Origin of the sequence: Sphingomonas sp. Leaf242, from assembly GCF_001422045.1 — a bacterium.
Taxonomy (GTDB): domain Bacteria; phylum Pseudomonadota; class Alphaproteobacteria; order Sphingomonadales; family Sphingomonadaceae; genus Sphingomonas.
Genome location: NZ_LMLW01000001.1, coordinates 1 through 24,674, shown reverse-complemented (window position 1 = coordinate 24,674; position 24,674 = coordinate 1). Strand labels below are relative to the sequence as shown.

The window sequence follows — 24,674 nt, the reverse complement described above, 5'->3', positions numbered from 1 at the left end:
GGGATGTGAGCGTGGAAACGGCGCGCGCGCGCGTGGTATTCCGGGACCACGCGGCGTGAAGGGGACCCAGTTGGGTAGTCCGGTTACCCCTTGTCGACCCGAACCAAACTGCCGCTGCGTCGGCATCTATCCCGGAACCTGCCGGCCTAACAAAGCCCAAGCCTTCGCCAGTCCGGCACGTCCTACGCGGATGCTACCTCGTCTTTGGGGCGGCCGGAAGCCAGCTCGCCCCACTTACCCGATCTCGATCACACCGCTCGATGCCCCTCGATCAAAAGCTTGCCGGCGCCGGCATAGTGACGCGGCTGCGCGGATGCGTGCTGTCCCGCGGCGTGGATGTCGCGCAGTCGGCGTTGCAACGGCGACGTATCATAGAGCGCACTCGCCCCGCCAAGGCGGAAACAGGCATCGACGATCTCCACGCAGGTCGACTGCAGCCACACTGCGGTCTGCGTCGCCTCGGCAAGACGCGCATCGGTGTGCAGAGTCCCCGTGAGCGCGTGCTGCCAGTGAATGGCGGTCTGCGCCTGAAGCATCGCGCGGGCCGCCCTCAACTCCGCCGCGATCCGGCCCAATTCGGCATGGAACGTCTCCATGTCTCGTAGCGCATCCCTGGCGTATTGAAGACGCCTGCCGCTGTTGGCCATGGCGACGATATCGTCGACCGCCCCCTCTGCCATGCCGACGACGACCGCAGCATAGATCAGTGGAAGCAAATGCCGGGGCGCCTGCAAGAGGGGCTCTGACATGCAGACGATCCCCATAGCCGGATCGAACACATTTGCAGCTGGGACGAAGACGCCGTCGACCCGGATGTGGTGGCTACCGGTTCCTTTGAGGCCCGCGACGGACCAGGTGTCCTCGATGTGCCATGTGCGCGCCGGCATGATGAAGCCGCGCATCGCGTCGTCGTCGTCGACGAACACGCCGAGCATCCACTGCGCGTGCTGGCAACCACTGGCGAACGGCCACCGCCCGGTGACCAGCCAGCCACCATCGACGGTCTGCGCGGTGCCCAATGCCTGGGAGGAGCCCGCGACGACGACGTCGGGACTGTCCCGGTAGATCAGGTCATATGTTTCCTGCGGCAGGAGCGGCAGGAACAGCGACGAGCTGCATCCGATCATCGCCGTCCATCCAACCGATCCATCGATGCGGCCGAGCGCACTGATAGCCTCGACGATCGATGCGAGATCGAACTCCAAGCCACCTCGACTTCGGGCCGCTGTCATCCGGAAGATGCCGATAGTACGGAGCCGGTCGATCAGATCCGACGGCACGCGGCGGTCGATCTCGATCTCGTCGGCACGCAACCGTATTTCAGGTGCGAGCGCCTGAATATCGGCCAGCAATTCTTCAATACTGTTGGGGATGGGATAGCCACTGTTGAAGTCCGTGGGGCGTGTAGCTGGCAGGCGCGATACCATAACGGTCATTTCGATTTCCTCGCTGGCGATGGCGGCAATAGTGCCTATCCGATCGTCGGAGAGGACCGTCTGTGCCAGCGGGGAAGCGCGCGTTGGTTCTCAGCTGTTGAGCGTGGAAAGCACCACTGCCGCTATCGTCATTCCTGTAGTCGCTGACGAATTTACCAGCCGACAGGGCGGCGCGCGGAGCTGACGAATACGCGGTTTCCAGTAGATATTTGCCGGCTGTGTAGTTGGGTTTGAACGCGCGGCGAGGGGATGAAAGCGGCCGTTCAGGTCGACGTTGTCGCTTTTGAAACCGGACACGCCTTCATGATCCGTTTCGACGGTGATCGGTTACGGTAGACCTGCCCTCCCACCTTCACTCTTCGAAGTGCTGAACCAGCCGAAACACCGTGACACGCGCCGCCTCAGCGCCATCCGAGCGCGGGCGCGACGTAGGTCAGGACGGACTCGAGCACATGCGCGTTATAGTCGACGCCGAGTTGGTTCGGCACCGTGAGCAGGTTGCAGGCCTTTATCAGGAACGCCCCGAAAATAAGGCTCGCAACGCCGCTATCTCAAGCCTTCTCCGCGACGGCCGAAGCTGGCGCGATATCATGGCCGCGACCTGATGCAGCCGAACGCTGCTCGCCAAGATCGCTGGTAATCGCCGACTACAGGCAGAGGCTGACGGAGCGATCCGGGGAGATGAGCCGGAAGCGCATCTCATGTCGAAGGTCGCTGCGCGGATCGAGACGCCTGAATACCGCGTGCGGCGTCACATCAATGGCGGGCTCGGCCTTTGCAGCGTCAGCGACTACCTAAACGAACACCGGATCGCCGAAGTCCGCAGCGCGCTCGCCGCCCTCGCAGGCCGACGTGTCGCTCCTGACGAGCGCGATGGGTGCCAGGTTTGGCAACCTCGTGATGTTCAACCGGGTGTTCAAAGAACTTTTCGGCAAGGCCCCCAGCACGTTTGGGCGGCGGCATCTCGAAGGCTAGGCGCGCCGTTTTCCAAGCCTGCGTACCAGTCGTTTTCGAAAACGACTGGTCGGTTTCGAGGATCGCCGTGCCAGGATCGGTTCAAATCGGCAGGGCGACCGCGTTCACAACGGGACACGACGATGCCGATGATTTCCATTGCCTCGACCAGGCTGCCAAGCAAGCTGCCGACTAAGCTGATTATCGCCGGTCTGCCCCTCCTTGCCTGCGCCAGCTGTTCTCCCGAGCCGGTCATATCGCCCCCGATCCGACGCCACGCGTGTTAACGTGGTCACCATCCATCATGCTGGCGGACAGACTGCGGCGTTGGACGGCGTCCTGCGCCCGCGCCGCGACATTCCGCTTGGCTTCAAGACCGGCGGCCGGGTGCTCGCGCTGAACGTGCAGGTCGGCGCTCACCTCTACGATCGTGATCTGGCGTCGCGGCACCAAACGGTCGCGACGGTCGAGGCCCGCTACGCCCGTGGCGATTTCGGCGCACTGCCCGTGTTCGACACGCGCCAAGCAAAATTAACGGCAGAGCCCGCGGTCGTTCGCCAGCGGTCGCGTCAACGCTCACACACATCCGGCGCCACCGCACGCTTGGCGGCTAGCCGTTTTCTTCACCCTTATCGATCAGCAAAGGATCTTCCCGTGCTCTATACCCAAACCCTGAAGTTCACGCTCGCCAGCATTCTTGCTGTGACCGTCACGCTACCCGCCTACGCACAGGACCAGCCCGCCGATCTGTACCGCGATACCGTGACCGTCGGTGCCGGCGTCGCGGCGCTCCCTGATTACGAAGGCTCCAACGACTACCGGATCACCCCCGTCCCCGCCGCGATCGGCGCCGTCAGGGGGTACGGCTTCGTGCTTGCCGGCAACCAGCTGAGCGTCGACCTAATCAAGGACGAGCCCGGTCCAGTCTGGGATTTCCAGGTGGGTCCGATCGTCCAGCTGAACTTCAACCGCAGTTCGCTCGGTAACATAGTCGACCTTCGCGTCCGTGCGCTCGGCAAGCGCGCCACCGCAGTCGAACTTGGCGGCTATGTTGGCATAGGCAAAACCGGGGTGCTGACGAGCCCGTACGACAAGCTGTCGGTCACGCTCGGCTATCGCCACGACATCAGCAATGTCCACGACAGCGGCATCTGGAACCCTAGCATCACTTATTTCACGCCACTGTCCCGCAAGGCTGCGATCGGCGTGTTCGCGTCCGCCGACATCGTCGAACGCGGCTATGCCCAAACCTATTACAGCGTCTCAACGGCGCAGAGCGTAGCGAGCGGTTTGCCTATCTATGCCGCCGGTGCTGGCCTCAAGAACTGGACGCTCGGCGCGATCGGCAGCTATTCGCTCACTGGCGACCTACTGCAGGGCATCAAGATCGTCGCGGGCGGCACTTATGGACGCATGGAAGGTGACATCGCCCGCAGCCCGCTCGTCGCGATCGCCGGATCGCGCGATCAGTGGCTCGGGACGATCGGTCTTGCCTATACGTTCTAGTCCGTAGTGTGGGTGGGGCCAGTTGGCCCGTAGCCGGTCATCCACCCACAGCAAGGTCGACTATAGGGGGCGTTCACGCTGGCACAGCTCAGATGCCCCACTCCCAGACACTCAGCGCTTCGTTGGCTAGCTCCAACTTCAGACATGTCTTCATCTCAGTGGAACGCGGCGTCAAGCCGCCACGGATCGAGAATTTAATGGCGAACATTGGAACAAAGCGGTCGTTCGGGCAATCGGCCGTGAATGTCGAGTTCTGGAAAAATTGGGCATTCGAGGGGCCTTCGAGGTCGGCTCGGTACCAAGCCAGCCTGCAAGGTAGCGACTTCGTCGAGATTGGATCTCACGCCAAAACAGCAGCCGCTGTCCATGACGAAAAACCTCATTTCCGAGGTTGTCGCGCACTTTCTCAATCCGACAGGGTATCTCGGACAATAGTGCTGACATGGAGCACGTACTCCACCGCGCAAGCCGCAATTGTCCGGGATTTAAGGTGCGCGGCAACGACAAACCGGTCTTTTACAACGGCGCTCGGCGGCCAGTCGACACTAAAAAGCGGCTAGGCCATGTCCGCCCATAATCCGACATCGAAGGAACTCTCGCTGCTTTCCAGAAGCGACCATTCCACCCGAAAGACGTAGCTGCCGTTTGCGCGACCGGAAAATTGCGACGCTTCGACGTCGTTGGCCAATCTTCTATTGAAGCAACGCGAGCGCTCGTCGGTATTTATCAGCGCGTTCTCGATCCCGGTTCGTAACAACGGGAAGGCGCGAAAGGTCCAAATTGTCGGCAATGTCGGCGCGCTTCACGTCGCGCGCGATCTCGTTTGCGGCGCAGCGCGCGACGAAAGCATCGTAGTCCTCATCATCGCGTCGGGTGAGTGCCACCACGGCGTCGGCAACCGCATCGCCGAAGCGAACGCGGATCGTAGCTGGCGTTACAGCGCAATCCTCGACGACATCGTGCAGCACCGCGGTGATCCGGCGCACATCGTCCGCCTGCGCCAGCATTACCCGGAGCGGATGCAGGATGTAGGGCGCGCCAGCTTTGTCGACCTGTCCCTGATGCGCATGAGTTGCGAACACAATCGCTTCGTCAAGTGGGCTAAACGATAGGTCAGTAATTGTCGTACTCCTCTCGGGTCGCGAGCCGGCCGCCCATTCGAGCGTCCATATATAAGCGGTTTGAATGGACGGTTTCGCTCTCCCGCCCCGTACCCTTGAAGCGACGGAAAATCCGTCCCGACACATGCTCCCAGTGGAAGGCGACGTCTTCGAAGCTATAAATCATATAGACGTCACGCCCCCCGCGAAATGCGTCGGATGGTACGCCGCGCTCATTGTCCTCAAGCAACGCAACGCGCCCTTCCTATTAGCTGCCTCATCGGCATCGCACGCCTGGATCCAAACGGACGCACCTCAAGCCGTTCCCCAGTTTCGAACCGTATCTGCTCAAGGCCGGACCGAGGATCGCGCACGAGGTCGACGCTCAAAAATTGATCGTCGTATTGCAGCGTTCCGAACATCTCGTACATCAAACACTCGTGTTTCCTTCGACGCTGCTGCTCTGCGCGTTCATAGTCATTCCACCCGGCACTAGGCACGTCGACCCAGAAATAGCCGCCGTTGATCTTGCCTTCCAAAAACGCGACAAACGCCCCCACCGGTCGGTCGTCGACTTTAACGAAGCTCCATGCTCGATCATCTGGCTTGTCTTGAACGCTGACGCCCAGACCCGCTGCGAGTTGCGTGACGGGGACACTTGGTCCGATCCGAACTCCGTGAAAAACGAAAGAGGATGTCTCGTGTTCGAATGTCAACATATCAGGGTCCCGCGACACGATCCGCGCGAAAGCTTCCTCGCGGCATGGCCAATGTATCATGTCGACGTTTCGGAGGGTCACCGCTGATCTGGCAAATCAAGTCCAAGTGACGCTGAAAACACGTGATATCGCACGCGGCGCGTTGGTGGGCAGCGATCCACGCCTGCACAAGCGAAGATATGGCTGTTTTATGCCGGCCGTCACAGATACGATCGAGCAGAAAGTGTTCGGTATGGCTAGAAACGACATCCCGGGTGAAAGCGCTGGCGGCACGTTACTGCACGGGCGATCGCGCTCGGCGAGTTAATTCGCGCAATCGGTCAGGTATATTTCCTGGCCTGTAAGTTCGAACACTGCATGCCGGATGATGCCATCCCGCCATCCAAGGTGGGTAAGTTTTTCGGCAGCGACTTAAAGAGCGGCGATGGTATCGGCATCGCCAATATAACGCAAACCGCTAAGATCCATGGTATCGCGCTTTCAGCGCCCGATCCAGCATCATTTCCCGCGCACGCGCGCGCTGCTCTTCCGTCATCCCGTCGAAGTCACTTGGAGAATAACCGTCGCCCTTTCACGTCACCGAGCTTCGTACTGGTGCTGGAATTCACTCCACATCATTTACTGATAACTACAAATAGCGGCGTCAATCACGTCGACCAGATGTCATGTTACCCGTTCGTATTCAACCAGAGTAAACCGTCCGCTCGTCATCCCTTCACTAAACTCGAAACCTCGCATTACTCCACAATATCGGAACCGTGCAGCACTGACTTCTCATTTACCAAGCCATTTTACATCCGCCATGTTTCCAGCAACGCTCGCCGCGCCGCGGGACGCTCGGCTATCACGCTGCGGATAAAGGAAAGGTTCGCGTCGAATACTGGCACCTGCCAGATTGCTTCGCCTTGCGCCGACAGCCATGCCTTTATGATCCACAGCAAGGCGGTTTCGTGACGCCCGTCGGCGATACGGGCCGCCAATACTGTGGCGAAGGATGGCGGCAGTTGATGGCGGGCGATCGCTTGCGCAGCGAAGGCCGAATCGCGGTCCTCGCGTGTGTCCAATCGATCGATCAGCGGGGCAAGGAAGCGCGCATTCCCCGTCAGGGCGAACAAAGTCTCACGGCGCGCACACTCGAACGCAATGCCTAGCCTCTTATCCTGAGCCTCTGCGGCTTCGAGCACGGCGATGCTGCCGGCATCGCCGATCAATCTCAAGCCGTCGAGATCGGTGGTATCGCCGGCCGAGCCACGCGTTTCCATCAATGCTCGCGCCCGCGTCAATTCGTTGGCGTCCATGCCCTCAAAGTGGAAGGGAAAATAGCCATCCGCCTTCTCCCGCCCCTTTGCCTCATATTGCTTGCTGAAGGCTGTCCAGGTCACGGCCAATTTCCCGTATCAGGCAACACGATCTTCTCCTGGAAACTGGTGATCCGACCTGCCGCTTTGCCGGCCTCGATCTCGTATTTTCGGAAGACGTAACCGCCGCCTGCCCTACTTGGTGGTTGCAACGCTTCAACGTCCCCCATCAATCCGCGGGTATAGCCTGCAGATGTTTGGCTCTAGACCTGCTCGCCACCTTTGTCCCATGGCATAAAGGTGTTCAAATGATCCCAGTCATCGATGACCCGGCCACCCGGTGTGCCTTCCAGCGTCGTGCCTACATGAGCCTTGGCATACTTCGGCTCGGACACGACCATTCCCATGCCGACCAAACCAGGTCGCGGTAGCCTGGCTCGATCGCGTCGCCGACCATGCCGACGCCTTCCATACCCGCAAAACCGAGCGCGCCGATCCCGGCGAACGTGCCGAATGCGGCAACACCGGCCATCGCAGCAAACGCGCCAGCACCTACCGCGGCGCCTATCCCCAAGATCTGCAGGCCACTACGCGTCCACGCCTCAAGGTCGAAAACGAAGCCGGTCCGCACCGTCTCGCCGCCGATGAAGACGTTCGGCGATGCGGTCTTGATATGCGCGCCGCACGTCAGCATCGATTTCAGGCGCGAGGCGGGCCGCCCGTTGATGAAGACGGTCGCCGATCCCTTGCGGACGATAATCGATCCGAGCCAGGGTGAGTCATTGAATTGCAGGCAGTTGCCGCTCGACACCGCCTCAAGCAGGTCAATACTGAACTCAACAATCTGCACCAAACCTGCTCGCTGGCATTGCCAGTCCATTGCTCCGGGCGATGATCGCGGAGCGAGAGGCGGAGAAGGAGCGGCTGGAGGCACAAAGAGTTGCAACGACTACCGGGAAACCGATCGTAGTCCTCCAGCCAAACCCGGTGCTTGTGGACCGCTTCCGCGGCAAGGTTGCGGCACTCCGCAAGTCGCTCGACGACGGATCAATCCGGACCGAGGCTGCGGCAGTGATGTCGACGCCCATCGAAAGCGTGACGATCTGCCCCGACGAACCCGGCGGCCCGGAGGCGGAGGTGGTCGCCAAAGTATCGAACCTGCTGGCCTGGTCCACAAACGACAACGCCGCCCCAAGGGGCGGCGTGATGTCGAGTTCTGTAATGATGGTTGCGGGGACAGGATCTGGCCAACATCATACATTAATCGTTGCGAAGGCGTAGGCTGTTGATCGCCCAATTAATGTGGTCGCCCGATGCGCCTCCCCGCCAGCGACGGCGTCGCGGGAACGACCGCGTTGGGCAGGAAAGCAGCCCGTCCGCTATTGGGGAGGCAGATGGCGTTAGCGGACGTCGCCCGACGCTGCTGCGTTTCCCGAAAAGGATTCGATAACGGGAACACTGTGGTTTTCTCGAAACCCGTATATGCTGCCGCAATCGGGAAAGGACAGGCGGACGATGGGGCGTGGCGACGTTCTTTGTGTGACACTCGCAGCCTTGCTTGGAGCCTGCGACGTTCAAGCGGATACGATCGGCCAGCATGACGTAAGCGAAGCGGCTGTCAGGCCGATCAACGGAACCCCAGGTAAGGCAGCAATTGCTTCTCGGATTTGGGAACCGTCCGCCGGACATATACAAGTGCCGATTTGGCCTGGCACGGTGCCGAATGCATTGCCACATCCCAAACCAGAATCTGTTGGCCCCCCGCCTGGTCGCGAATGGTGGCCGAGAGCCAATAACGTCAGTCGCCCCACGATGACGATCTACGCTCCGACAGGAGCCAATACCGGTGCGGCTGTCATGGTGCTTCCGGGTGGTGGGTATCAGTTCCTCGCCATGGATTTGGAAGGTACGGAAATCTGTGACTGGTTGACGTCTCGTGGGATTACCTGCGTCCTGCTCAAATACAGAGTGCCGGAATCCGGACCGACCTACAGGGATGGCAAGCGGTACTATCCACCGGTTCCCACCGCGTTACAGGATGCCCAAAGAACCCTCGGCCTTATTCGTAAAAGTGCCAAGGAGCATGGGATAGACCCGAATAAAATCGGTGTAATGGGCTTCTCCGCTGGCGGGCATTTGGCCGCTGCGTTGAGTACCAACTTCGCAAAACGGGCTTACCGCTCAATAGACGCCGCTGATGTAGTAAGCTGCCGACCAGACTTCGCCATGATCGCTTACCCTGGACATATTTGGGCGCACGAAGATGAAGAGGCAAAATCGCGCGATCCGTCAGATTTGAAATTGCGCGGAGACATCATAGTATCATTGGAGACACCGCCAACCTTCATCATACATGCTGAAAACGATGACACCGATAGCGTCCAGCAATCTCTTGCATACTACATCGCGCTTAAGGAAGCCGACGTGCCCGCGGAAATGCATATCTACGCAGAGGGCGGGCACGCATTTGGGGTCCGCCCGACAAAATCATCGATAGGCAACTGGCCTAAGCTGGCGGAACAATGGCTGCGCTCCATCAATGTGATCCAGTGAAAGACGGTAAAGTCCGCCCGAAAGGCTCGCTGCATCTTTCCCGATTAGGAAAGGCCTGCGAGACGGCCGGGCCATTCCCATTGCGATCGGGAAATGGGAAACGGCGATCACGCGAAGGATCGAAGAATGTCCTGCGCGATCCTCTCAACGTCCGCTGTGACGCGCGTATCTACCGTTATCACCGGCCCCAAGCCAACAGGCCTGTCGTATTCCGCCAGCATCTCTGGCGGCATTTCCTTTAATGGGTGAGCGGCATGATGGCCGCTTGCAGCGGCGCGGTCGCGGAAGCGGCGCGCAGTCTCGTCTGCACCACAGTCGCAATGCACCTCGATCACGAGCGCACCCAAGCCGGCGAGCTTGGATCGCTCATACTCGCTGTGTGGTCGAAAATTTGCCTCCAAGACAGCTTGGGGTGCGTGTCGCGCCAAAGACCAGATCAATTCCATGGACGCGCCGCCGATCTTCCTTGATGCTGCTAGATCGCCGTCAGCATCACCGAACACATCCGTCAGCGTCTCCTTGATGAAGTCCTTGGAGAAGAGAGGAAAACCAAGCCTTGAGGCGAGGGGAACCGCCAAGGTCGTCTTGCCAGCGCCGGGGGCACCGGAAACGATAACGATTTTCCTTCCGGCTACCGGCACGGCAAGCCCTCGCTAGGTGATCTCGCGCGCTCTATACCCGCTTTTACGGCTTTCTCACAAACCAACGTCTAGCGGGAATCTCGCCGCCTCGATCGCGTTGACGGACGTCTGTGGGTTTCGCTTTCGCGAAATCTGTTCCCAATTGCTCTTTCCCGAAATGGCCAATCGAAGACGGAGAAACGGGAAAGATGCCGCTTAACGAATGGCCGTTATTGGTAGCTCGGATCGCCAGCCTGAACGTCCGGCTTTGGGCGTTTCTACCGATGCCGGTTTCCCATCATGATGGTGTTTTGATAACGCCAGGGGCATCCCAAACTATCAAATTAGGAATAAGAACGCTCGGTTATGTAGCTGCTGGCTGCACATTCGAACTATATGCGTTTCCCCAGAATCGATCTCGAATTACTATGCTGAACGCGTTTAATCCCCATTTCATGAAGGCATCGTCATGTGACGAGCGGTAGTGAAGGGGTGTAGAAATGAAGTTCCGTCAAGCGGCCGCGGTCGTCGCGATCCTGGCTTTTCCAATTACCGCGCGGGCACAATCGACACCGAACGACAAGGCTGAAGCCTCCGAAGACACTGCGCCACCCGCGACGCTGACGGTTAGCGGTTCGGCCGCAATTGCCTCCGACTATAGGTTCCGCGGCGTATCGCAGTCCGACCAAGAAATGGCAGTGCAGGGTGGCATTACGGTTGCGCACGAGAGCGGTCTTTACGCTGGCGCCTGGGGATCGAACCTCGCGGGGTGGGGAACGTTTGGCGGCGCCAACATGGAACTCGATCTCATCGGGGGCTATAAAGCAGCGCTTGCCGCCAATGCTACGCTCGACGTCGGCCTCACCTGGTACATGTATCCGGGCGGCGCTGATAAAACCGACTTTGCCGAGCCTTACGTGAAACTGGCCGGCACTACCGGTCCTGCGACGCTGACCGCTGGTGCTGCCTACGCCCCCAAGCAGCAGGCGCTCGGCAAATGGTATAACACCGGCACCGATGCCGCGAACGGCGTCTACAACAGTCCCGGCGACAAGGACGACAACCTCTACCTTTGGGGTGACGGAGCTCTGGCGCTTGCCGGCACGCCGATCACGGCGAAGGCGCATGTCGGCCACAGTTGGGGCCAGGATGGCTTGGGGCCGAACGCGACTGCGGTCACGCCTACCGGCGCATACTGGGATTGGTCTCTCGGTACCGATGCCACGTACAAAAACCTGACATTCAACGTCAGCTATATCGACACCGACATTTCGAACCGGGAGGCAACGTACCTCCGCCCCAGCTTCAGCAAGGGTCAGGACCGCGCCGGCAATATCGCCGGCGGCACTGTCGTGGTCTCGCTCACGGCTGACTTCTGACCTTCTGAAAGGATACCTGATGCACGACTTGGTCTGTCGTGCCCTTGGATTGTTCATCATCGGCATGCTGCCTTGATGAACGAGCGCCCTCAATCGGGTAGAGTGCTGGCAGCCGGGAGCGGCGAGGATTAGGCATAACCAGCCGGGATATCAACGGCCTGAAAACGGGGTACTTCCCGCGGTGAAACCCGCGGAAAAGCGTGGTTGCGGCGGAGGGTATCTCCGCCGCGGAACGGCCGGAATGGGAAGGAAAGCGGTATGACCGCTTTCGCGGCAGATAGCCGGGATAAATACTGGTCAATAAGCAATATCGCTTGCGCCGATTGTGTTTTCGGGCGGGACCCCGTTCCGCAGCATCCGCCACACATGATCCGCCGGCTCATCCAAGCGTATCATCGAGCCCAGCCCTGAAAAATAATCCTATAATATTCAAAAGATATTTGGGGAATGGCGATGTTTGGAATTTTTGATAAGGTCAAAAGCGACCCGCCGATACCTACATTCGCTATCGACGCAGCAGAGCGGGTTGCCATCCGGCGGTCGCAGGCTGTTATTGAGTTCGACTTGGACGGCATCGTTCTGGATGCGAACGCAAATTTCCTAGCGGTGATGGGTTACAGCTTGGACGAGATAGTCGGGCGCCATCATCGGATGTTCGTCGACCCGAGGGAGGCGGCCAGTAAATCCTATGCCGATTTCTGGGAAAGACTGCGCGCGGGGGAGTTCTTCTCGGCGGAATTTGCTCGCGTCGGCAAGGGAGGCAAGCCTATATGGATTCAGGGCGCCTACAATCCGCTGCTCGGTCCGGATGGCGTTCCAGTCAGGATTATGAAATTTGCCACCGACATTACCGTCAACAAGCTTAGAAGCGCGGATCACGCAGGGCAGATTGCCGCAATTGGCCTCACTCAAGCCGTGATCACCTTTGACATGAACGGGATCATCACGTCGGCGAACGAGATTTTTTGCAACGCAGTAGACTATGCTGAATATCAAATCGTCGGCAAACATCATCGACTGTTCATGCCGACCACAGAGCGCGACAGCGTTTCGTATGCGCAGTTCTGGGAGGCACTTAATCGCGGTGAATGTCTAGCCGGTGAGTTTTTGCGTGTTGGTCGATCAGGCCGCCCTCTTTGGCTTCAAGCATCCTACACGCCTATTCTCGACCCCGCCGGAATACCGTTCAAGGTGGTGAAATATGCCAGCGACATCACGAAACGCGTCGAAGAAAGGCAAAAATTCAATCTGCTCTCACTGGTTGCGGACGGTACTGATAATTCGGTAGTTATCACGGACCGTGAAAAGCGTATCATCTACGTCAACGAAGGCTTTCGCCGCATGACCGGCTACTCAGACACCGCCGTGATGGGCAAATCACCCGGGAGTATCTTGCAAGGTGAAGCGACCGATAAGGCAACGGTGGATCGTATCAAGAAAAAGCTGGCAGCGGGTGAGGCATTCTATGACGAAATCTTGAACTATAATAAATCTGGCGAACCTTATTGGATATCGTTGGCTATAAACCCGGTGCACGATTCACAGGGAAATATAGAGAAGTTCATATCTATCCAAGCCAACATAACCGAAACTAAGCTCCAATCGCTGCAATTCGATTTGAAACTCAAGGCGATCGGTGCATCCACCGCTATGGCTGAATGGGATGGAGCCGGGGAGTGCCAAGCGCTTAATCCCTTTCTTGCCGATTTTGCCGTGCAGCCATTGGCGATGATGTTGTCCAAGGATCAGATCGCACGCATTTTTCGCAATGAGGTGGTGCGGTGCGAAGTGGCATGGCCTCGTTCCAAGCGTGACGACATGTGGCTTGATGCGACCTTTTCACCAATGATCAATCTCGAGGGAAAGATCGACCGCATTCTGATGTGCGGAGTCGATATCACGCCGAGGCGTCGCACTGTCGAGGAGACGTCGAGCGCGATGCGGCGAATGCTGGACGGTGTAACTACGATTGTTGGCAAAATTGACGTTATTGCCAGAATGACCAATCTGCTTGCTTTCAACGCTGCGGTGGAGGCGGGTCGGGCGGGTGAGGCGGGCAACGGCTTTAAGGTGGTGGCAGAAGAAGTGCGCAAACTGGCGGGCCAGGCGGGCGACGCAACTACCGAAATCAACGGGTTGCTCGAAGACAGCAGGACCCAGATCGCTCGCCTGGGCAGCACCGATATGACAACCAAACACGCCGTCATGCGGATAGCCGCTTAATTGCAACGACTTACGTTAAGCGCTCTCGGAATTGCACTATGCGCCGCTTGGCGGTTTGCACGATAGTCGACGGGGTGCGCCACGGGTGCAGTTGTTGAACACAAACCGAACGAATGGCTATTTCTAGTGATCTCGACCGGGAACCCAAACGTACGCAATTGGGTGGTAATTGCCTCTACCGCGTCGGGTTGTCAGCCCTGATCCTAATTGATACGGCCGATATATATTGATGAAGCTGGGAAATCTGATGCGCTTTGCTTATCTCGCCGTACCGGTTGCTGTTTGCCTGCCCTCACTGGCGCATGCCACTTCCTGTGAGGAAGCGTTCACAAAGACCGGTAACATCATCGGCGGGCAGCGCTTCGGCGCGGCAGTGACAGTGACGGACCTGACGCCGGAAAGCGCGATCGGCCAGTTGCGTGGAATCGTTGCATCGCGCGGCTATGTGGTGATGTCCGCCGAGCCCGAGGCTGGCAGCATGTTGTTTGAACAATCCGTCAGCGGTAAGGCGCGGGGCTTTCCGTTGACAGTGAGCACGACCGCCAACGGCGGAGCCGCGACCGTGTCGATCCAGGCGAAGTTGCCCAGGGGGATGACCGCCAACGCAGTTTCAGCAAAATCGGAAATGTGCCAGATCTTAGGCGCGTTGAAGGGCGGTCGTGCCGGTACTGCCGCCGCAGCCAGCAGAGTAGCCGCAGTTGGAAAATCTACCCCGATCGCGATGACCGCGTTCTCCTTTTCGCATCAGATTTCAAAGGATACCCAACGCAACCCGGCGGCCACTGAATTGCGATATCGTGATCAGACCTTCGTTTTTAGCGGTAATGTAGGCAGCCTCGATAAATGGGGTAACAGTTACGCCGTCATGTTCGACATTCCCGAACCTAGCCGAGAGGCATTGCGACTACCGAATCAGGCACCGTTCAAAACAGATATCGTCTGCAAGATGGCGGCGGGTCAGGCGACATACTACCTACAGCTCAAGCCGGGAAAGAGCATCACGCTAAGTGGCGCCTACGAATCGTTGAATTTCGATCGCCACGTGCTGGTGTTGAAGGATTGCCGTTCGGTGAAATAGCAATCGTTTCGGCTTGGCATATATGACCAGCCAGTCCTTGGGTTTACTGACCGCTGCTAGCGAGACGACATCGCGGTATGGGCCGGAAACCTCGCCACGAACCTGGCCGACATTTCGGGTAGCGGGCACCGCAACCGTTGTTGACCGATCGGAGCTGAAAGCGGACCTACTGCTCCTCACCCATTTCCAGACTGTAGCGGTGGAACCTGGTTAAGCGAGTAGCCTGTCCGCTTGTGGGGTGCGCCGATCAACGCAGAAATCACCGATAATGGGCGTTAGCAGTTACCAGCCCTCAGTCGCGCAACGCCAGCGATTGCTGCACCGAACTGCACCGTCGCTGTTTGCTCGATCGGTGCGCGTCGGGCTAGGATCTAGGCCGGTTTCTGCCAATGGGGGGGTGCACCTTTTGGGCCACGAAAAGACCGCGGGCGAGGCGGGGGTAATAGCGTGTTAGATGGGGTCGCGAAATTGGGCCCTCCCCGACCCCGGCTGGCGCGATGCCCGCCGCCCCGATTGCTGCCGGACTAAAAGCGCTACCCGCCGGGGACGATGGTTAGCAGCACCGGTGATACCCTTGATGCTGCCATGGGGATGACACAGGGGGCGACGCCTTTATCGCGCAGCGGCGCGATAAAGGCGGGTTAGACCCAATAGTCGACACTGGCGGGCTCTTTCCGGCTTCCCAACTTCGGCCGTTGGTTCATACCGGTCGAACGGCTTGAGTTAAGACAAAGCGGTCATCGGATGTGCCCGCCGGGAACGGCAGCTCCCGACGAAAGCAGACGCTTGCGGTAGAAGCTCTGGTAGAGCGGCAATGCGCATGTTCGCCCGGTCCAGNCCCAATGCATTGAGCGCCGCCTGATAGCGCGGACCGGTCGAACGGCTTGAGTTGGGACAAAGCGGTCATCGGATGTGCCCGCCGGGAACGGCAGCTCCCGACGAAAGCAGACGCTTGCGGTAGAAGCTCTGGTAGAGCGGCAATGCGCATGTTCGCCCGGTCCAGTTAAGAAGACACAAAGGCGCAGAGCGGTCGGTCCGTCTGGCGGCGTGCGCCGATGGCTTGTTGGCGGGCATCTCTCCTCAAGAGCTGACATCCGTTCACAAAACTGCCGTTTGTTGAACACCTGTTGCACTAAGCGACTGTAAACACGCTTTTATAAGAAGCACGGCCAACGGCTGCCTCTGTCCAGAAAACGTCCGTTTGTTGAACATANTGTTGAACACCTGTTGCACTAAGCGACTGTAAACACGCTTTTATAAGAAGCACGGCCAACGGCTGCCTCTGTCCAGAAAACGTCCGTTTGTTGAACATACACGGACGGTGGTGCTGAGGGTGTTGTGTACATCAGCACCCGGCTTCAGGTTCGGGTATAGTCGTCACCCCATATCCGCCCAAGAGCCATCGGCATCTTTCCCAGTTTGCCATCAAAATTCGGAATTTCGAGAATTTCAAATTGGGAACAGATTTTGAGAAAGCGCATCCGTCTGCGGCTGTCAGCCGGATCGACGGGGCAGGTTTCCCGGTCAACGTTCCTTTGCGGGAAGGTTCAGTGCCATCCGCGAGCAGCAATACCGCTAGCAAGCATTGACAGGCACCAACTGCCTGAAGAGACGGGCTTATGGCTTCGACTCTGACCCGCAATGTCACTCTGACGATCGAACTAGAAGCGTACATCAAGGCGCAGGTCCCATCAGGACGGTTCAGCAGCTCCAGCGAGATCGTGCGCTCTGCGCTCCGGCCGATGATCGAACGCGATGAGACGCGAACGATGGGGCTCAGTCATGCACGATAATGTCGAGAAAACTGCGAATATCACGGCTCAAGCCCTTATTGCTAGCACAGGTCACCTCAAGGGGTCGGACGAACTTACCGCGTTGACCCTGTCCTATGATTGGTCGTCGACGTCCGTCGGTGATCGAACCGGTTGGTCGCAATCTTTGACGACTGTCCTCGACACGATGCTCGCGTCTCGCTTTCCGATGTGCATCGGTTGGGGCGATGACGTGACGCTATTCTATAACGACGCCTACATACCGTTCTTGGGTCAGAAACATCCAGCCGCTCTTGGCAAGCCGATGGCGAGCATCTGGAGTGACGTCTGGGCCGACATCCAGCCCTTCATCGTCCAAGCGATGTCGGGGGAGACGGTCGCCTTTGATGATCTTCCCCTCACGATGGAACGGTACGGCCATGCTGAGGAAACCTGGTGGACGTTCTGCTATAGCCCCCTGCGAGACGATGGCGGCAGTATTGCAGGATTTCTAAACGTCGCTTCTGAGACGACGTCCAAGCAGCATCTGCGAGCGCTGAATGCCACGCTTGAGCAACGCGTCGTGGAGCGATCGGAAGCTTTGCTCTTGTACCAGGACGTGTTCCAATCCGACCCGAATCCAGCGTGCGCCTTTGACATCAATCACGCGATCGTTGCCTTCAATCAGGCGTTCAGCGATGAATTCTTCCGGGTGTATGGGCATCGCGCTCAGCCTGGCGAGACGTTCCCGGCCCTCTTCCTGCCGGACCAGGGCGAAATCATCGCGGGGTATCTCGATCGTGCTCTTGCCGGGGAGGCATTCACGATCACCGAGCGGTTCGGACATCCAGATTTTGCCTCGCCCATGTGGGAAATCTTCTACAATCCGCTGCGCGCAGGGAATGGCGAGATCATCGGCGCGGTTCAGCACGGTGTGGACATCACTGAACAGGTAAACGCTGAAGAACAGCTCGCCAGCGCGCAGGAAGCGCTACGGCAGGCTCAGAAGATGGAGGCCGTGGGGCAGCTGACCGGCGGATTGGCGCACGACTTCAACAACCTGCTGACTGGCATGATGGGCAATCTTGAACTGCTCCAAGCGCGGATCGCGCGGGGACGGCTTGATGACATCGACCGGTTCATCAACGCGGCCCAGGGTGCAGGTCGCCGCGCGGCATCGTTAACTCAACGACTGCTCGCTTTCTCCCGACGCCAGACGCTCGATCCAAAGCCAACGGACGTGAACCGTCTTATTACCGGGATGGAAGATATGCTCCGGCGTACGGTCGGAGGTGCGTCGCACATCGAGATCGTCGGTGCGGGCGGGTTGTGGACAGCGAACATCGATGCCGGCCAGCTTGAGAACGCCCTGCTAAACCTGTGCATCAACGCGCGCGATGCCATGCCCGACGGTGGTCGGATCACGATCGAGACGGCTAACAAGTGGCTCGACGACCGCACTGGCAAGGAACGTGATCTGTCACCAGGGCAATACCTCTCCATCTGCGTCACCGATACAGGCTCGGGCATGTCTGCTGAGACGATCGCGCGCGCCTTCGAGCCATTCTACACTACGAAGCCGATCGGCCAGGGCACCGGTCTCGGCCTGTCGATGATCTACGGCTTTGCCCGTCAGTCGGGTGGTCAGGTCCGCATCTACTCTGAAATTGGGGAGGGAACGACCGTGTGCGTCTACCTGCCGCGCCATCTTGGCGACGCGGAGGAGACGGAAGCCGACGAGACCGCTCTGACCGTCGCCGGTGCGACTGGTCAGACGATCCTGGTGGTCGATGATGAGGCGACGATCCGCCATCTGATCGATGAAGTGCTAGACGAGGCCGGCTATACGGTGATCGGTGCCGCTGACGGCGCAGCCGGGATCAAGGTACTTCAATCCGGAGCAAGGATTGAACTGCTCATCACCGACGTCGGGCTGCCTAACGGCATGAACGGCCGGCAGGTTGCCGACGCTGCTCGGATACTCCGGCCGGGACTGAAGGTGCTGTTCATCACCGGCTACGCAGAGAACGCCGCAGTCGGAAACGGCCACCTTGAAGCTGGTATGGAGTTGCTCACAAAGCCGTTCTCCATGGAGGCACTCGCGGCGAAAGTCGGCGAGATGATGGAGGGAAACTGCCGCTAGTTTCTCGTTCTGACAAGTTAAGGAAGCAGGATATTCCTGAAATAGCATCCCTTTTGGGAATGGCCAAAATGACCAAACCGCCCATACCTTGCCGATCGCGGACATTCTCGCGCTTCCCGATTGCGGACGATCGTTCAGCAAGGCAGCATGTCTCAATGACCAACCGTACGATCCGAATGGCTTCCATAGTCCTTTCAGCGGCCGTGTTGACGACTGGGGGTATGCTCCACGCGAACAGGCCGGTGCCCGAGTGGGAGGGGTTTTCGAAACGCTCGCTGGATGCCACCGCAAGGTGCGCCATGCGCGTGCTTAGCCGATATGGTCGCGTCGTCAGCGATAGGGGCGCAAAGCCGGAAGCCGGTTCAATCCGTCTTATGCTCCACTCCCTGAAACACTCAGGTCGTTCCGCTCCGCTTCTCACTGCCTATTTTGACGGGGACGCCACATTCAGTTCGGCATTCATGGACGCAGTAGATCGGCGCACAGCCAGTAAGGTGTGGCAAGGGTTCCAGCAGCAGTGCGGATTTTCGGGGGTACGATAATCGTCGGCTCAGTCTAAAAGCAGCCTGTCCGCTTTCCTTCCCATTCCGGACATTCCCGAAATCCGATCCCTCGCGAAAATGCCGGCTCGGGCAAGAACGCCCAGTTCCGGTCATACGCAGGATCGGCTACAGACCCCTGATGCGTCCGCTTTGGCCCATCGAACGGGAAGTTCTTGAAATCACGGCAACGGAGTATTCGGGCTCTGTCGAGGCCATGCGCCGCCAGATTGACACCGCACAAGTTACCAGCTTTGAGAACAGCGGAGCAGGCTTCTTTTCCCACCTCGCGGTCGCCGATGATGCTCCTGTATTGCTCGAAAACTCGCCGTTAAGCGGTGCCTATGGGAGCGTGCTAGGGATCGAACATGGTATGGGCTTCATCGTGTTTCTGAAAGACGGCCGCCTTTCGATGATCGAAGGCTACTGTAACGCTGGCGGGCCGACCACCGACATCGACTTTTCCCAAGCAGTATACGGGCTGATGCCATGGAGCCCGAAACCCGACTCGGAGGCTTAGGACTACTCTCCACTTAACCCGATATTCCCGAAATTCGATCCTTTTGGGAAAGCCCCGGCCTTCTCGATCGTCGTTCCCAAATGAGAATGGGCGTATCCTTCTCGACCTGTCGAAATTGCAGACGTACTATCGGCCTATCAAATATAAGGGGGACCGTCTGTGGGGGCATGGGGCGCGCTGATTATGAGCTTCTTCGGAGCGGTGTTCGCGGCGTTGACGCTTTACTGGCAATGGCACTTGTCCGGGATCACTGTGGCGCTGCCCTTCTTAGGATTCATGCTGATCGGTCTTGCCGCGAGCTATGTGATCCGTACCCCTGGCGAGGGCATCAAGCCGTCACCGAAAGAAGAACGAGCCATCATGTGGAGCAGCATTGGTGAAGGCGTCGGCCTTTTCCTAGCCGCTAACATCGTAGTGAACCTGCACCGACCCGATCTTCTGTTACCATCAATGGCGTTGGTCGTCGGCCTCCATTTCCTGCCAATCGCCTTTGCTGGCGGCTTTCGTCCGTTCTATGCTCTTGGAACGGCGCTAATTGTTGCGGCGATCATGGGCTTCATTGTCGACGCCCCCACAGGCGGCAAGGTCGCTGGATTAATGGCCGCTGGTGCGCTCTGGCTCGCGTCCGGCATCGCAGTTCATCGTGATTGGCTCGCAAGGCGACAGACGCCAGCCACGGTCTAACCGTGTCACAAATCTTGATCCCATCGGGAAAGTGGAGTGCCGGGGCAGTGAGCCGCTATGGTAGTGCAGCCTCATGACGATATTCCCCAAGCCCATTCTGGACTACTGGCATGATGCGTTCGCTGGTGACGGCAGCTCGACGTGGGCGGTAAGCGAGAAATTGAACCCCAAACGCCCGGCGATGATGCTGGAGGGGATTGATGGCCGGGTGCGAACCGTATTGCGACCCGAGCTGATCGATCGGGTCAGTCTTAATGCGCCGGGTGTCACGTTGATCGCCGACATACAGGACCTGTTGGAACGCGAGGGCGTCAGCCTGCACGATCCCGACTATTTGTTCTACCTTCCCGCGGATACGCGCGTCGCATTCGGTCAATCATTGGCCGCACGCCAACTTACGATCGAGGATCGGGATGCGTTCGAGGCGTTCCATGCCGATGCATCAGGGCAGGACCGCGACGATGCGTTTGTCGAACTCGATCATTGGGCGGTGTTCGGTTGCTTTGAGAACGGTCGGCTGGTCAGTGCCGCCAGCGCATACCCTTGGGAAAGCGGCCTGTTCGCGGACTTAGGAGTACTGACGCTTCCCGATGTTCGGGGAAGAGGTTTCGCACGTGCGGTCGTCCTGACGATCAGCGAATTCTCGCGCCGAAAGGGATATGAACCGCAGTATCGTTGCCAGATCGATAACCTTGCATCCGTCACCCTTGCTAAATCGTGCGGCTTTGCGTTGTTCGGCAAGTGGATAGTGGCATCTGACGTGCTCGATCGAACTGCGGCTTAGAGACCCGCACATTCCCAACTGACCGTCCTTTTGCGAAAGCGTCGGTCTCGATCGCCCTTCGATTGCGGGAAAGGTCGTGTTCGGTCGAGCGGCAGGCTAGGCGTGGATGATGATCGCAACCAGTGAACCGCCGTCGATCCTCACAGAGCATGATGCCGGTGATGTTGCTGACCTATATGCCCGGTGCATCGACTACTTCATGTTGCAGGACGGGGAGCCGGCGACGCTGGCGGATGCGATCGATCTGTTTCGCGAGGTTCCCGAAGAAAAGAGTTCGGCCGATCAGACCATTATGGGCTGGCGGAATGAAAACGGCCTGATAGCCGTAGGCGCCATCTTGCGTGACTATCCAAGCGACCGTGTCTGGTATCTCGGCTTCATGATCGTTGATTCAGCCGTCAGAGGGCAAGGCATCGGCCGATCGATTCATGACGCGATCGAGCAGTGGGCAGTGGTTCGCGGAGCAGAGGAAATGAGGCTTGCTGTCCTTGAGGCGAACGATGCGGCGGAGAGGTTCTGGCGGTCACTGGGCTATAGAGAGCTTCGCCGTGTCGGTCCCGACACGTTCAAGTTGCGGAGCCATCATCGCGTCGAGCTATGCCGGCCCTTGAGCAGCAACCTAGCCGCTTCGCCCGCCGAGTAGCATCACCGTTCCCATTCACGATCCCAATGGGAATGAGCGGGGGCCGCTCAGGTGAGTAGGCGATATCGCCGCATATGGAGGTCGCCTCGCACATATAGGTCGCTGTCGAGCGGGACTGTTGCCGTTCCCTCATAGCACGCTCCGGCTTTATCGAGCGTGCGGCAAGACGCAGTGTTGTCCGGCCGCACGGTGATCCAGATTTCCTCGAAGCCGTGGCGGCGAGCAATCGGGCGCAATGCCGTCAGCGCCTCGCTTGCGTAGCCATGCCCCCGATGTTCCGGCTCGACCATATATCCCACATGCCCGCCATACAGGCGCATATAGTCAGTGTTTCCAAGACGCAGCTGGATAGTGCCAACGACCTTTCCGGCCGCCACCATGTCGTAAAACTCAGCGGGGGCCCAACCGCGTGTTGGGTCGGCCTCCGTCACCTTCTGCAACTTCAACGTGATCGCCACGACTTGCCTCTATTGCAGGACGGCTCCTGCCTATGAAGCCATATAGCCCATACTACCCGTCTTCACCCGCTTTCCCGAAATTCGATCCTCAGTGAGAATGGCGGGGCTAGTCACGACGCCAATTAGCGCGATCAGAAGGCCGCCACATACCGTGCGCGTTTACACGTCAGCGCCATCGAGGCGGCATGGTTCCCGCCAGACGTTCCTTTTCGGGAAGCTCCCAGTCGCGTGATAGGCTTCGGTCGCAAGCCGTCTCCTCGCTGCCCGCTTGTTCTGCCTGTAGTCGCCGATGTAAGATAGAAGGCCCAGAGGAGGGTCTATCATGTCGTCCATTACTTCCGGCAATGTAGAACAGTATAGCGACAGCCAGAAGCTTGCCGCCCGCGCTCGCCTTCATAGCGAATACACCATTGCCGAGATGGACTGGTTCCCATGGGTGGCGAAGCAACTCCCTCTCAACGCTGAGGCCAGCATCCTCGATATCGGATGTGGCCCAGGTTGGTTTTGGGCGGCTGCCGCGAATGAGGTGCCCAAGAATCTGGAACTCACCCTTTCGGATTTGTCGCCGGGCATGGTTCAGGAAGCTGTTGAGCGATGCCAGCCACTGCCGTTCGCATCGGTCACCGGCAGGCAGGCCAATGCGACTGATTTACCTTTCGAGGACGGGGCCTTTGACGCCGTCATAGCCATGCACATGCTTTATCATCTGCCAGACCCATCAAAGGGACTTGCGGAGATATACCGCGTTTTGAAACCCGGCGGGTTTCTTGCCGTGACGACGAACGGAGCGGGCAACAGGCGCGAACTGTATGCGCTGACGACCGTGTTCGGCAGCGAACCGTTGGACCCGGCCGGCGCTGCCTTCGGATACGACGCGGCCGAGGGGGCCATGCAGGCCCAGTTCGGCAATGTAAGCATGTCGCAGCATCCGGCGCGCATGCAAGTGACAGAGCCGGACGACGTATTTTTAGCACTCACGTCCTATCCGCCCGGCGACAGGGCAGACGAGGCGCAGCTTGCCGCGTTTCGGGATGCCATTGCCGAAGCTTTTCAGGCCGGGAATGGTGTTCTTGAGGTCGGCAAGGAAAGCGGGCTGTTCATCAGCCGAAAGGCGGCATGAAGTGAATCGTTGAGCCATCGCATTCCCGTTTTTCGATCGAATTTTGGGAATAGTCAGCGGCGGTGAGCATTCGAATGGTTTGATACTACGAGCTTGATTTAATGGTTGCCCGATCGGCTATCCGCGCTCGGCGCTGGCGGATCTTCCACGGCACCGCGACCATTACAAACACCATCAATCCTACAAAAATCCAAATCTGATCGGTCATGCCTTGCAACCACGCGATGCAAATGACGCAAGGCACCGCGATTATCGGTGTAATCTTGGTAGACCACCAAAGGATCGCCCCCCACCCTGGCCGATCCCAGACGCTCTTGTCGAAGTTGAGCAGTATGAGCGTTGCCAGAACTTTCGCACCCAGCGTTACGGCTACGATCCAACTCAAAAGGTCGAGTAGCGTAGAAAAGCCGAACGTCATCATTGAAGGATGATGCAGCGGCGGGAGCCGGGTAACAAGGCGTCAGCATTGTCTGTGCGTATGCGCCGTCGCTCTCTCCTTCCCAAAACCGAACGGCAGGCGAGACGGCGCGGGCGTTCCCGGAATCGATCGAGAAATGGGAAAGCTACTGCGATGACGCCTGTTTCCGTCTGGCGGTAACGATGGAGCGGGCCGTAATCTCACCGACAAGTAATCCGCCGAGCACGAACCAGTCTTCACGGCTAAATGCCCAATCGCTCCACCCAAAGGCGCGCATGATAATAAGGGCTAGCAGCCCCCCCACAAAGGCGACGGGTACATGTTTAGCTAGCGCATGGCATCTTCCTTCAGCTGATGGCGAACCTGCTAGACACTTGGTGGAAAGGCTCGGAAGTGTCGGAGAGCGACGGCGGCCATTAGACCGGAAACGCCAACGGAGAAAATTGCGGCGTGAAGACTATGGTCTTCAGCAACATAGCGGCTGGAGGTGAACAGGCCAAAGGCAGCACCGATGACTGCATAGCGCGCCAATGGCGGGAGGTAAGGGTTACGCATCAACATCGTCACGATAATTGCGATGCCCCCGCTAGCCGCGACTAAACTCGATGCGTCGTAGATCATCGTTTCCTGCCTCCGCTGAGATGATCGAAGTTAGGGCTCAAACCCAATCAGTCTATTGATCTGAATGGAGCTTCCTGATTCACAGAGTGTGTGACGATGGAGGCGGTAGATGGCGTTGTTCTGGTTG

Annotated in this window: 23 protein-coding genes and 1 pseudogene; 14 read left to right on the top strand and 10 right to left on the bottom strand. The window is 58.6% G+C overall.

Annotated elements, in window-relative coordinates; genetic code table 11:
- Positions 1-248: 248 nt before the first annotated feature.
- Positions 249-1,427 (bottom strand): hypothetical protein, encoded by a 1,179-nt coding sequence (locus ASF09_RS00110; RefSeq protein ID WP_082444031.1) that lies wholly within the window; start codon positions 1,425-1,427, stop codon positions 249-251.
- Positions 1,428-2,678: 1,251 nt separating this feature from the next.
- Here ASF09_RS00110 and ASF09_RS00105 point away from each other — a divergent pair.
- Complete coding sequence (locus ASF09_RS00105) at positions 2,679-3,896, top strand: MipA/OmpV family protein (protein WP_327196525.1); 1,218 nt, start codon at positions 2,679-2,681, stop codon at positions 3,894-3,896.
- A gap of 692 nt (positions 3,897-4,588) precedes the next feature.
- On the opposite strand, the gene ASF09_RS21155 is transcribed toward ASF09_RS00105, so the two are convergent.
- From ASF09_RS21155 to ASF09_RS00080, 5 genes are all read right to left on the bottom strand, one after another.
- Complete coding sequence (locus ASF09_RS21155; RefSeq protein ID WP_200912489.1) at positions 4,589-4,978, bottom strand: HD domain-containing protein; 390 nt, start codon at positions 4,976-4,978, stop codon at positions 4,589-4,591.
- A 31-nt stretch (positions 4,979-5,009) separates the two neighbouring features.
- Entirely contained in the window at positions 5,010-5,246 is a 237-nt protein-coding gene (locus ASF09_RS21150) for a hypothetical protein (protein WP_060523685.1), read from the bottom strand.
- The gene (locus ASF09_RS00090; RefSeq protein ID WP_156359114.1) at positions 5,239-5,715 is read right to left on the bottom strand and encodes a hypothetical protein; all 477 of its coding nucleotides are present in this window, start codon (positions 5,713-5,715) and stop codon (positions 5,239-5,241) included. The genes ASF09_RS21150 and ASF09_RS00090 overlap by 8 nt, the downstream gene beginning before the upstream one ends.
- Before the next feature lie 791 nt (positions 5,716-6,506).
- Entirely contained in the window at positions 6,507-7,097 is a 591-nt protein-coding gene (locus ASF09_RS00085) for a hypothetical protein (protein ID WP_060523682.1), read from the bottom strand.
- 277 nt (positions 7,098-7,374) lie between these two features.
- Complete coding sequence (locus tag ASF09_RS00080; protein WP_060523679.1) at positions 7,375-7,893, bottom strand: PAAR domain-containing protein; 519 nt, start codon at positions 7,891-7,893, stop codon at positions 7,375-7,377.
- A gap of 11 nt (positions 7,894-7,904) precedes the next feature.
- Here ASF09_RS00080 and ASF09_RS00075 point away from each other — a divergent pair, with 11 nt between their 5' ends.
- Together ASF09_RS00075 and ASF09_RS00070 are read left to right on the top strand one after the other, a co-directional pair.
- Complete coding sequence (locus tag ASF09_RS00075) at positions 7,905-8,294, top strand: hypothetical protein (RefSeq protein WP_156359113.1); 390 nt, start codon at positions 7,905-7,907, stop codon at positions 8,292-8,294.
- A 531-nt stretch (positions 8,295-8,825) separates the two neighbouring features.
- Positions 8,826-9,566 carry an alpha/beta hydrolase gene (locus ASF09_RS00070; RefSeq protein ID WP_235529468.1) on the top strand — a complete coding sequence of 247 codons (741 nt, stop codon included), beginning with the start codon at positions 8,826-8,828 and terminating at the stop codon, positions 9,564-9,566.
- Positions 9,567-9,673: 107 nt separating this feature from the next.
- Here the strand turns inward: ASF09_RS00070 and ASF09_RS00065 are convergent, their stop codons facing one another.
- Complete coding sequence (locus ASF09_RS00065) at positions 9,674-10,207, bottom strand: AAA family ATPase (RefSeq protein ID WP_060523675.1); 534 nt, start codon at positions 10,205-10,207, stop codon at positions 9,674-9,676.
- A 479-nt stretch (positions 10,208-10,686) separates the two neighbouring features.
- Between ASF09_RS00065 and ASF09_RS00060 the strand changes: the two genes are divergently transcribed.
- From ASF09_RS00060 to ASF09_RS00020, 10 genes and pseudogenes are all read left to right on the top strand, one after another.
- Complete coding sequence (locus ASF09_RS00060; RefSeq protein WP_060523674.1) at positions 10,687-11,565, top strand: TorF family putative porin; 879 nt, start codon at positions 10,687-10,689, stop codon at positions 11,563-11,565.
- Positions 11,566-12,012: 447 nt separating this feature from the next.
- Positions 12,013-13,788, top strand: a complete 1,776-nt coding sequence (locus tag ASF09_RS21110; RefSeq protein WP_060523673.1) for a methyl-accepting chemotaxis protein — start codon at positions 12,013-12,015, stop codon at positions 13,786-13,788.
- Between the two features lie 229 nt (positions 13,789-14,017).
- Positions 14,018-14,866 carry a hypothetical protein gene (locus tag ASF09_RS00050; RefSeq protein WP_060523671.1) on the top strand — a complete coding sequence of 283 codons (849 nt, stop codon included), beginning with the start codon at positions 14,018-14,020 and terminating at the stop codon, positions 14,864-14,866.
- A 1,619-nt stretch (positions 14,867-16,485) separates the two neighbouring features.
- On the top strand, positions 16,486-16,659 hold the full coding sequence (locus tag ASF09_RS21145) for a type II toxin-antitoxin system ParD family antitoxin (RefSeq protein WP_082443956.1): 174 nt from the start codon (positions 16,486-16,488) through the stop codon (positions 16,657-16,659).
- A pseudogene (locus tag ASF09_RS21140) lies at positions 16,622-17,146 on the top strand (PAS domain-containing protein); the annotation flags it as partial. The gene ASF09_RS21145 and the pseudogene ASF09_RS21140, both read left to right, overlap by 38 nt.
- Positions 17,147-17,200: 54 nt before the next feature.
- Positions 17,201-18,760 (top strand): PAS domain-containing sensor histidine kinase, encoded by a 1,560-nt coding sequence (locus ASF09_RS20785; RefSeq protein WP_268795599.1) that lies wholly within the window; start codon positions 17,201-17,203, stop codon positions 18,758-18,760.
- Positions 18,761-19,441: 681 nt separating this feature from the next.
- Entirely contained in the window at positions 19,442-19,819 is a 378-nt protein-coding gene (locus ASF09_RS00035) for a hypothetical protein (RefSeq protein WP_060523667.1), read from the top strand.
- Between the two features lie 183 nt (positions 19,820-20,002).
- The gene (locus ASF09_RS00030) at positions 20,003-20,503 is read left to right on the top strand and encodes a hypothetical protein (RefSeq protein ID WP_200912488.1); all 501 of its coding nucleotides are present in this window, start codon (positions 20,003-20,005) and stop codon (positions 20,501-20,503) included.
- 73 nt (positions 20,504-20,576) lie between these two features.
- The gene (locus tag ASF09_RS00025) at positions 20,577-21,287 is read left to right on the top strand and encodes a GNAT family N-acetyltransferase (RefSeq protein WP_082443954.1); all 711 of its coding nucleotides are present in this window, start codon (positions 20,577-20,579) and stop codon (positions 21,285-21,287) included.
- A gap of 106 nt (positions 21,288-21,393) precedes the next feature.
- Positions 21,394-21,930: a GNAT family N-acetyltransferase gene (locus tag ASF09_RS00020; RefSeq protein WP_235529467.1), complete on the top strand. Its 537-nt coding sequence runs from the start codon at positions 21,394-21,396 to the stop codon at positions 21,928-21,930.
- Between the two features lie 47 nt (positions 21,931-21,977).
- On the opposite strand, the gene ASF09_RS00015 is transcribed toward ASF09_RS00020, so the two are convergent.
- Complete coding sequence (locus tag ASF09_RS00015) at positions 21,978-22,388, bottom strand: GNAT family N-acetyltransferase (RefSeq protein WP_082443953.1); 411 nt, start codon at positions 22,386-22,388, stop codon at positions 21,978-21,980.
- A 322-nt stretch (positions 22,389-22,710) separates the two neighbouring features.
- Between ASF09_RS00015 and ASF09_RS00010 the strand changes: the two genes are divergently transcribed.
- Positions 22,711-23,508: a class I SAM-dependent methyltransferase gene (locus tag ASF09_RS00010; protein ID WP_060523663.1), complete on the top strand. Its 798-nt coding sequence runs from the start codon at positions 22,711-22,713 to the stop codon at positions 23,506-23,508.
- An 85-nt stretch (positions 23,509-23,593) separates the two neighbouring features.
- On the opposite strand, the gene ASF09_RS00005 is transcribed toward ASF09_RS00010, so the two are convergent.
- Both ASF09_RS00005 and ASF09_RS19925 read right to left on the bottom strand, forming a co-directional pair.
- Positions 23,594-23,929 carry a hypothetical protein gene (locus tag ASF09_RS00005; protein WP_156359112.1) on the bottom strand — a complete coding sequence of 112 codons (336 nt, stop codon included), beginning with the start codon at positions 23,927-23,929 and terminating at the stop codon, positions 23,594-23,596.
- Positions 23,930-24,292: 363 nt separating this feature from the next.
- Positions 24,293-24,547 carry a hypothetical protein gene (locus tag ASF09_RS19925; RefSeq protein ID WP_156359111.1) on the bottom strand — a complete coding sequence of 85 codons (255 nt, stop codon included), beginning with the start codon at positions 24,545-24,547 and terminating at the stop codon, positions 24,293-24,295.
- Positions 24,548-24,674: the final 127 nt, after the last annotated feature.

Coding starts and splice junctions, on each gene's coding strand:
- ASF09_RS00060 (WP_060523674.1), top strand. CDS start 10,687: ATGAAGTTCCGTCAAGCGGCCGCGGTCGTCGCGATCCTGGCTTTTCCA.
- ASF09_RS00010 (WP_060523663.1), top strand. CDS start 22,711: ATGTCGTCCATTACTTCCGGCAATGTAGAACAGTATAGCGACAGCCAG.
- ASF09_RS00070 (WP_235529468.1), top strand. CDS start 8,826: ATGACGATCTACGCTCCGACAGGAGCCAATACCGGTGCGGCTGTCATG.
- ASF09_RS19925 (WP_156359111.1), bottom strand. CDS start 24,547: ATGATCTACGACGCATCGAGTTTAGTCGCGGCTAGCGGGGGCATCGCA.
- ASF09_RS00020 (WP_235529467.1), top strand. CDS start 21,394: ATGATGATCGCAACCAGTGAACCGCCGTCGATCCTCACAGAGCATGAT.
- ASF09_RS00080 (WP_060523679.1), bottom strand. CDS start 7,893: ATGGACTGGCAATGCCAGCGAGCAGGTTTGGTGCAGATTGTTGAGTTC.
- ASF09_RS00025 (WP_082443954.1), top strand. CDS start 20,577: ATGACGATATTCCCCAAGCCCATTCTGGACTACTGGCATGATGCGTTC.
- ASF09_RS00090 (WP_156359114.1), bottom strand. CDS start 5,715: ATGTTGACATTCGAACACGAGACATCCTCTTTCGTTTTTCACGGAGTT.
- ASF09_RS21145 (WP_082443956.1), top strand. CDS start 16,486: ATGGCTTCGACTCTGACCCGCAATGTCACTCTGACGATCGAACTAGAA.
- ASF09_RS00035 (WP_060523667.1), top strand. CDS start 19,442: ATGCGTCCGCTTTGGCCCATCGAACGGGAAGTTCTTGAAATCACGGCA.
- ASF09_RS00005 (WP_156359112.1), bottom strand. CDS start 23,929: ATGATGACGTTCGGCTTTTCTACGCTACTCGACCTTTTGAGTTGGATC.
- ASF09_RS00075 (WP_156359113.1), top strand. CDS start 7,905: ATGATCGCGGAGCGAGAGGCGGAGAAGGAGCGGCTGGAGGCACAAAGA.
- ASF09_RS00050 (WP_060523671.1), top strand. CDS start 14,018: ATGAAGCTGGGAAATCTGATGCGCTTTGCTTATCTCGCCGTACCGGTT.
- ASF09_RS21110 (WP_060523673.1), top strand. CDS start 12,013: ATGGCGATGTTTGGAATTTTTGATAAGGTCAAAAGCGACCCGCCGATA.
- ASF09_RS00030 (WP_200912488.1), top strand. CDS start 20,003: ATGAGCTTCTTCGGAGCGGTGTTCGCGGCGTTGACGCTTTACTGGCAA.
- ASF09_RS00110 (WP_082444031.1), bottom strand. CDS start 1,427: ATGGTATCGCGCCTGCCAGCTACACGCCCCACGGACTTCAACAGTGGC.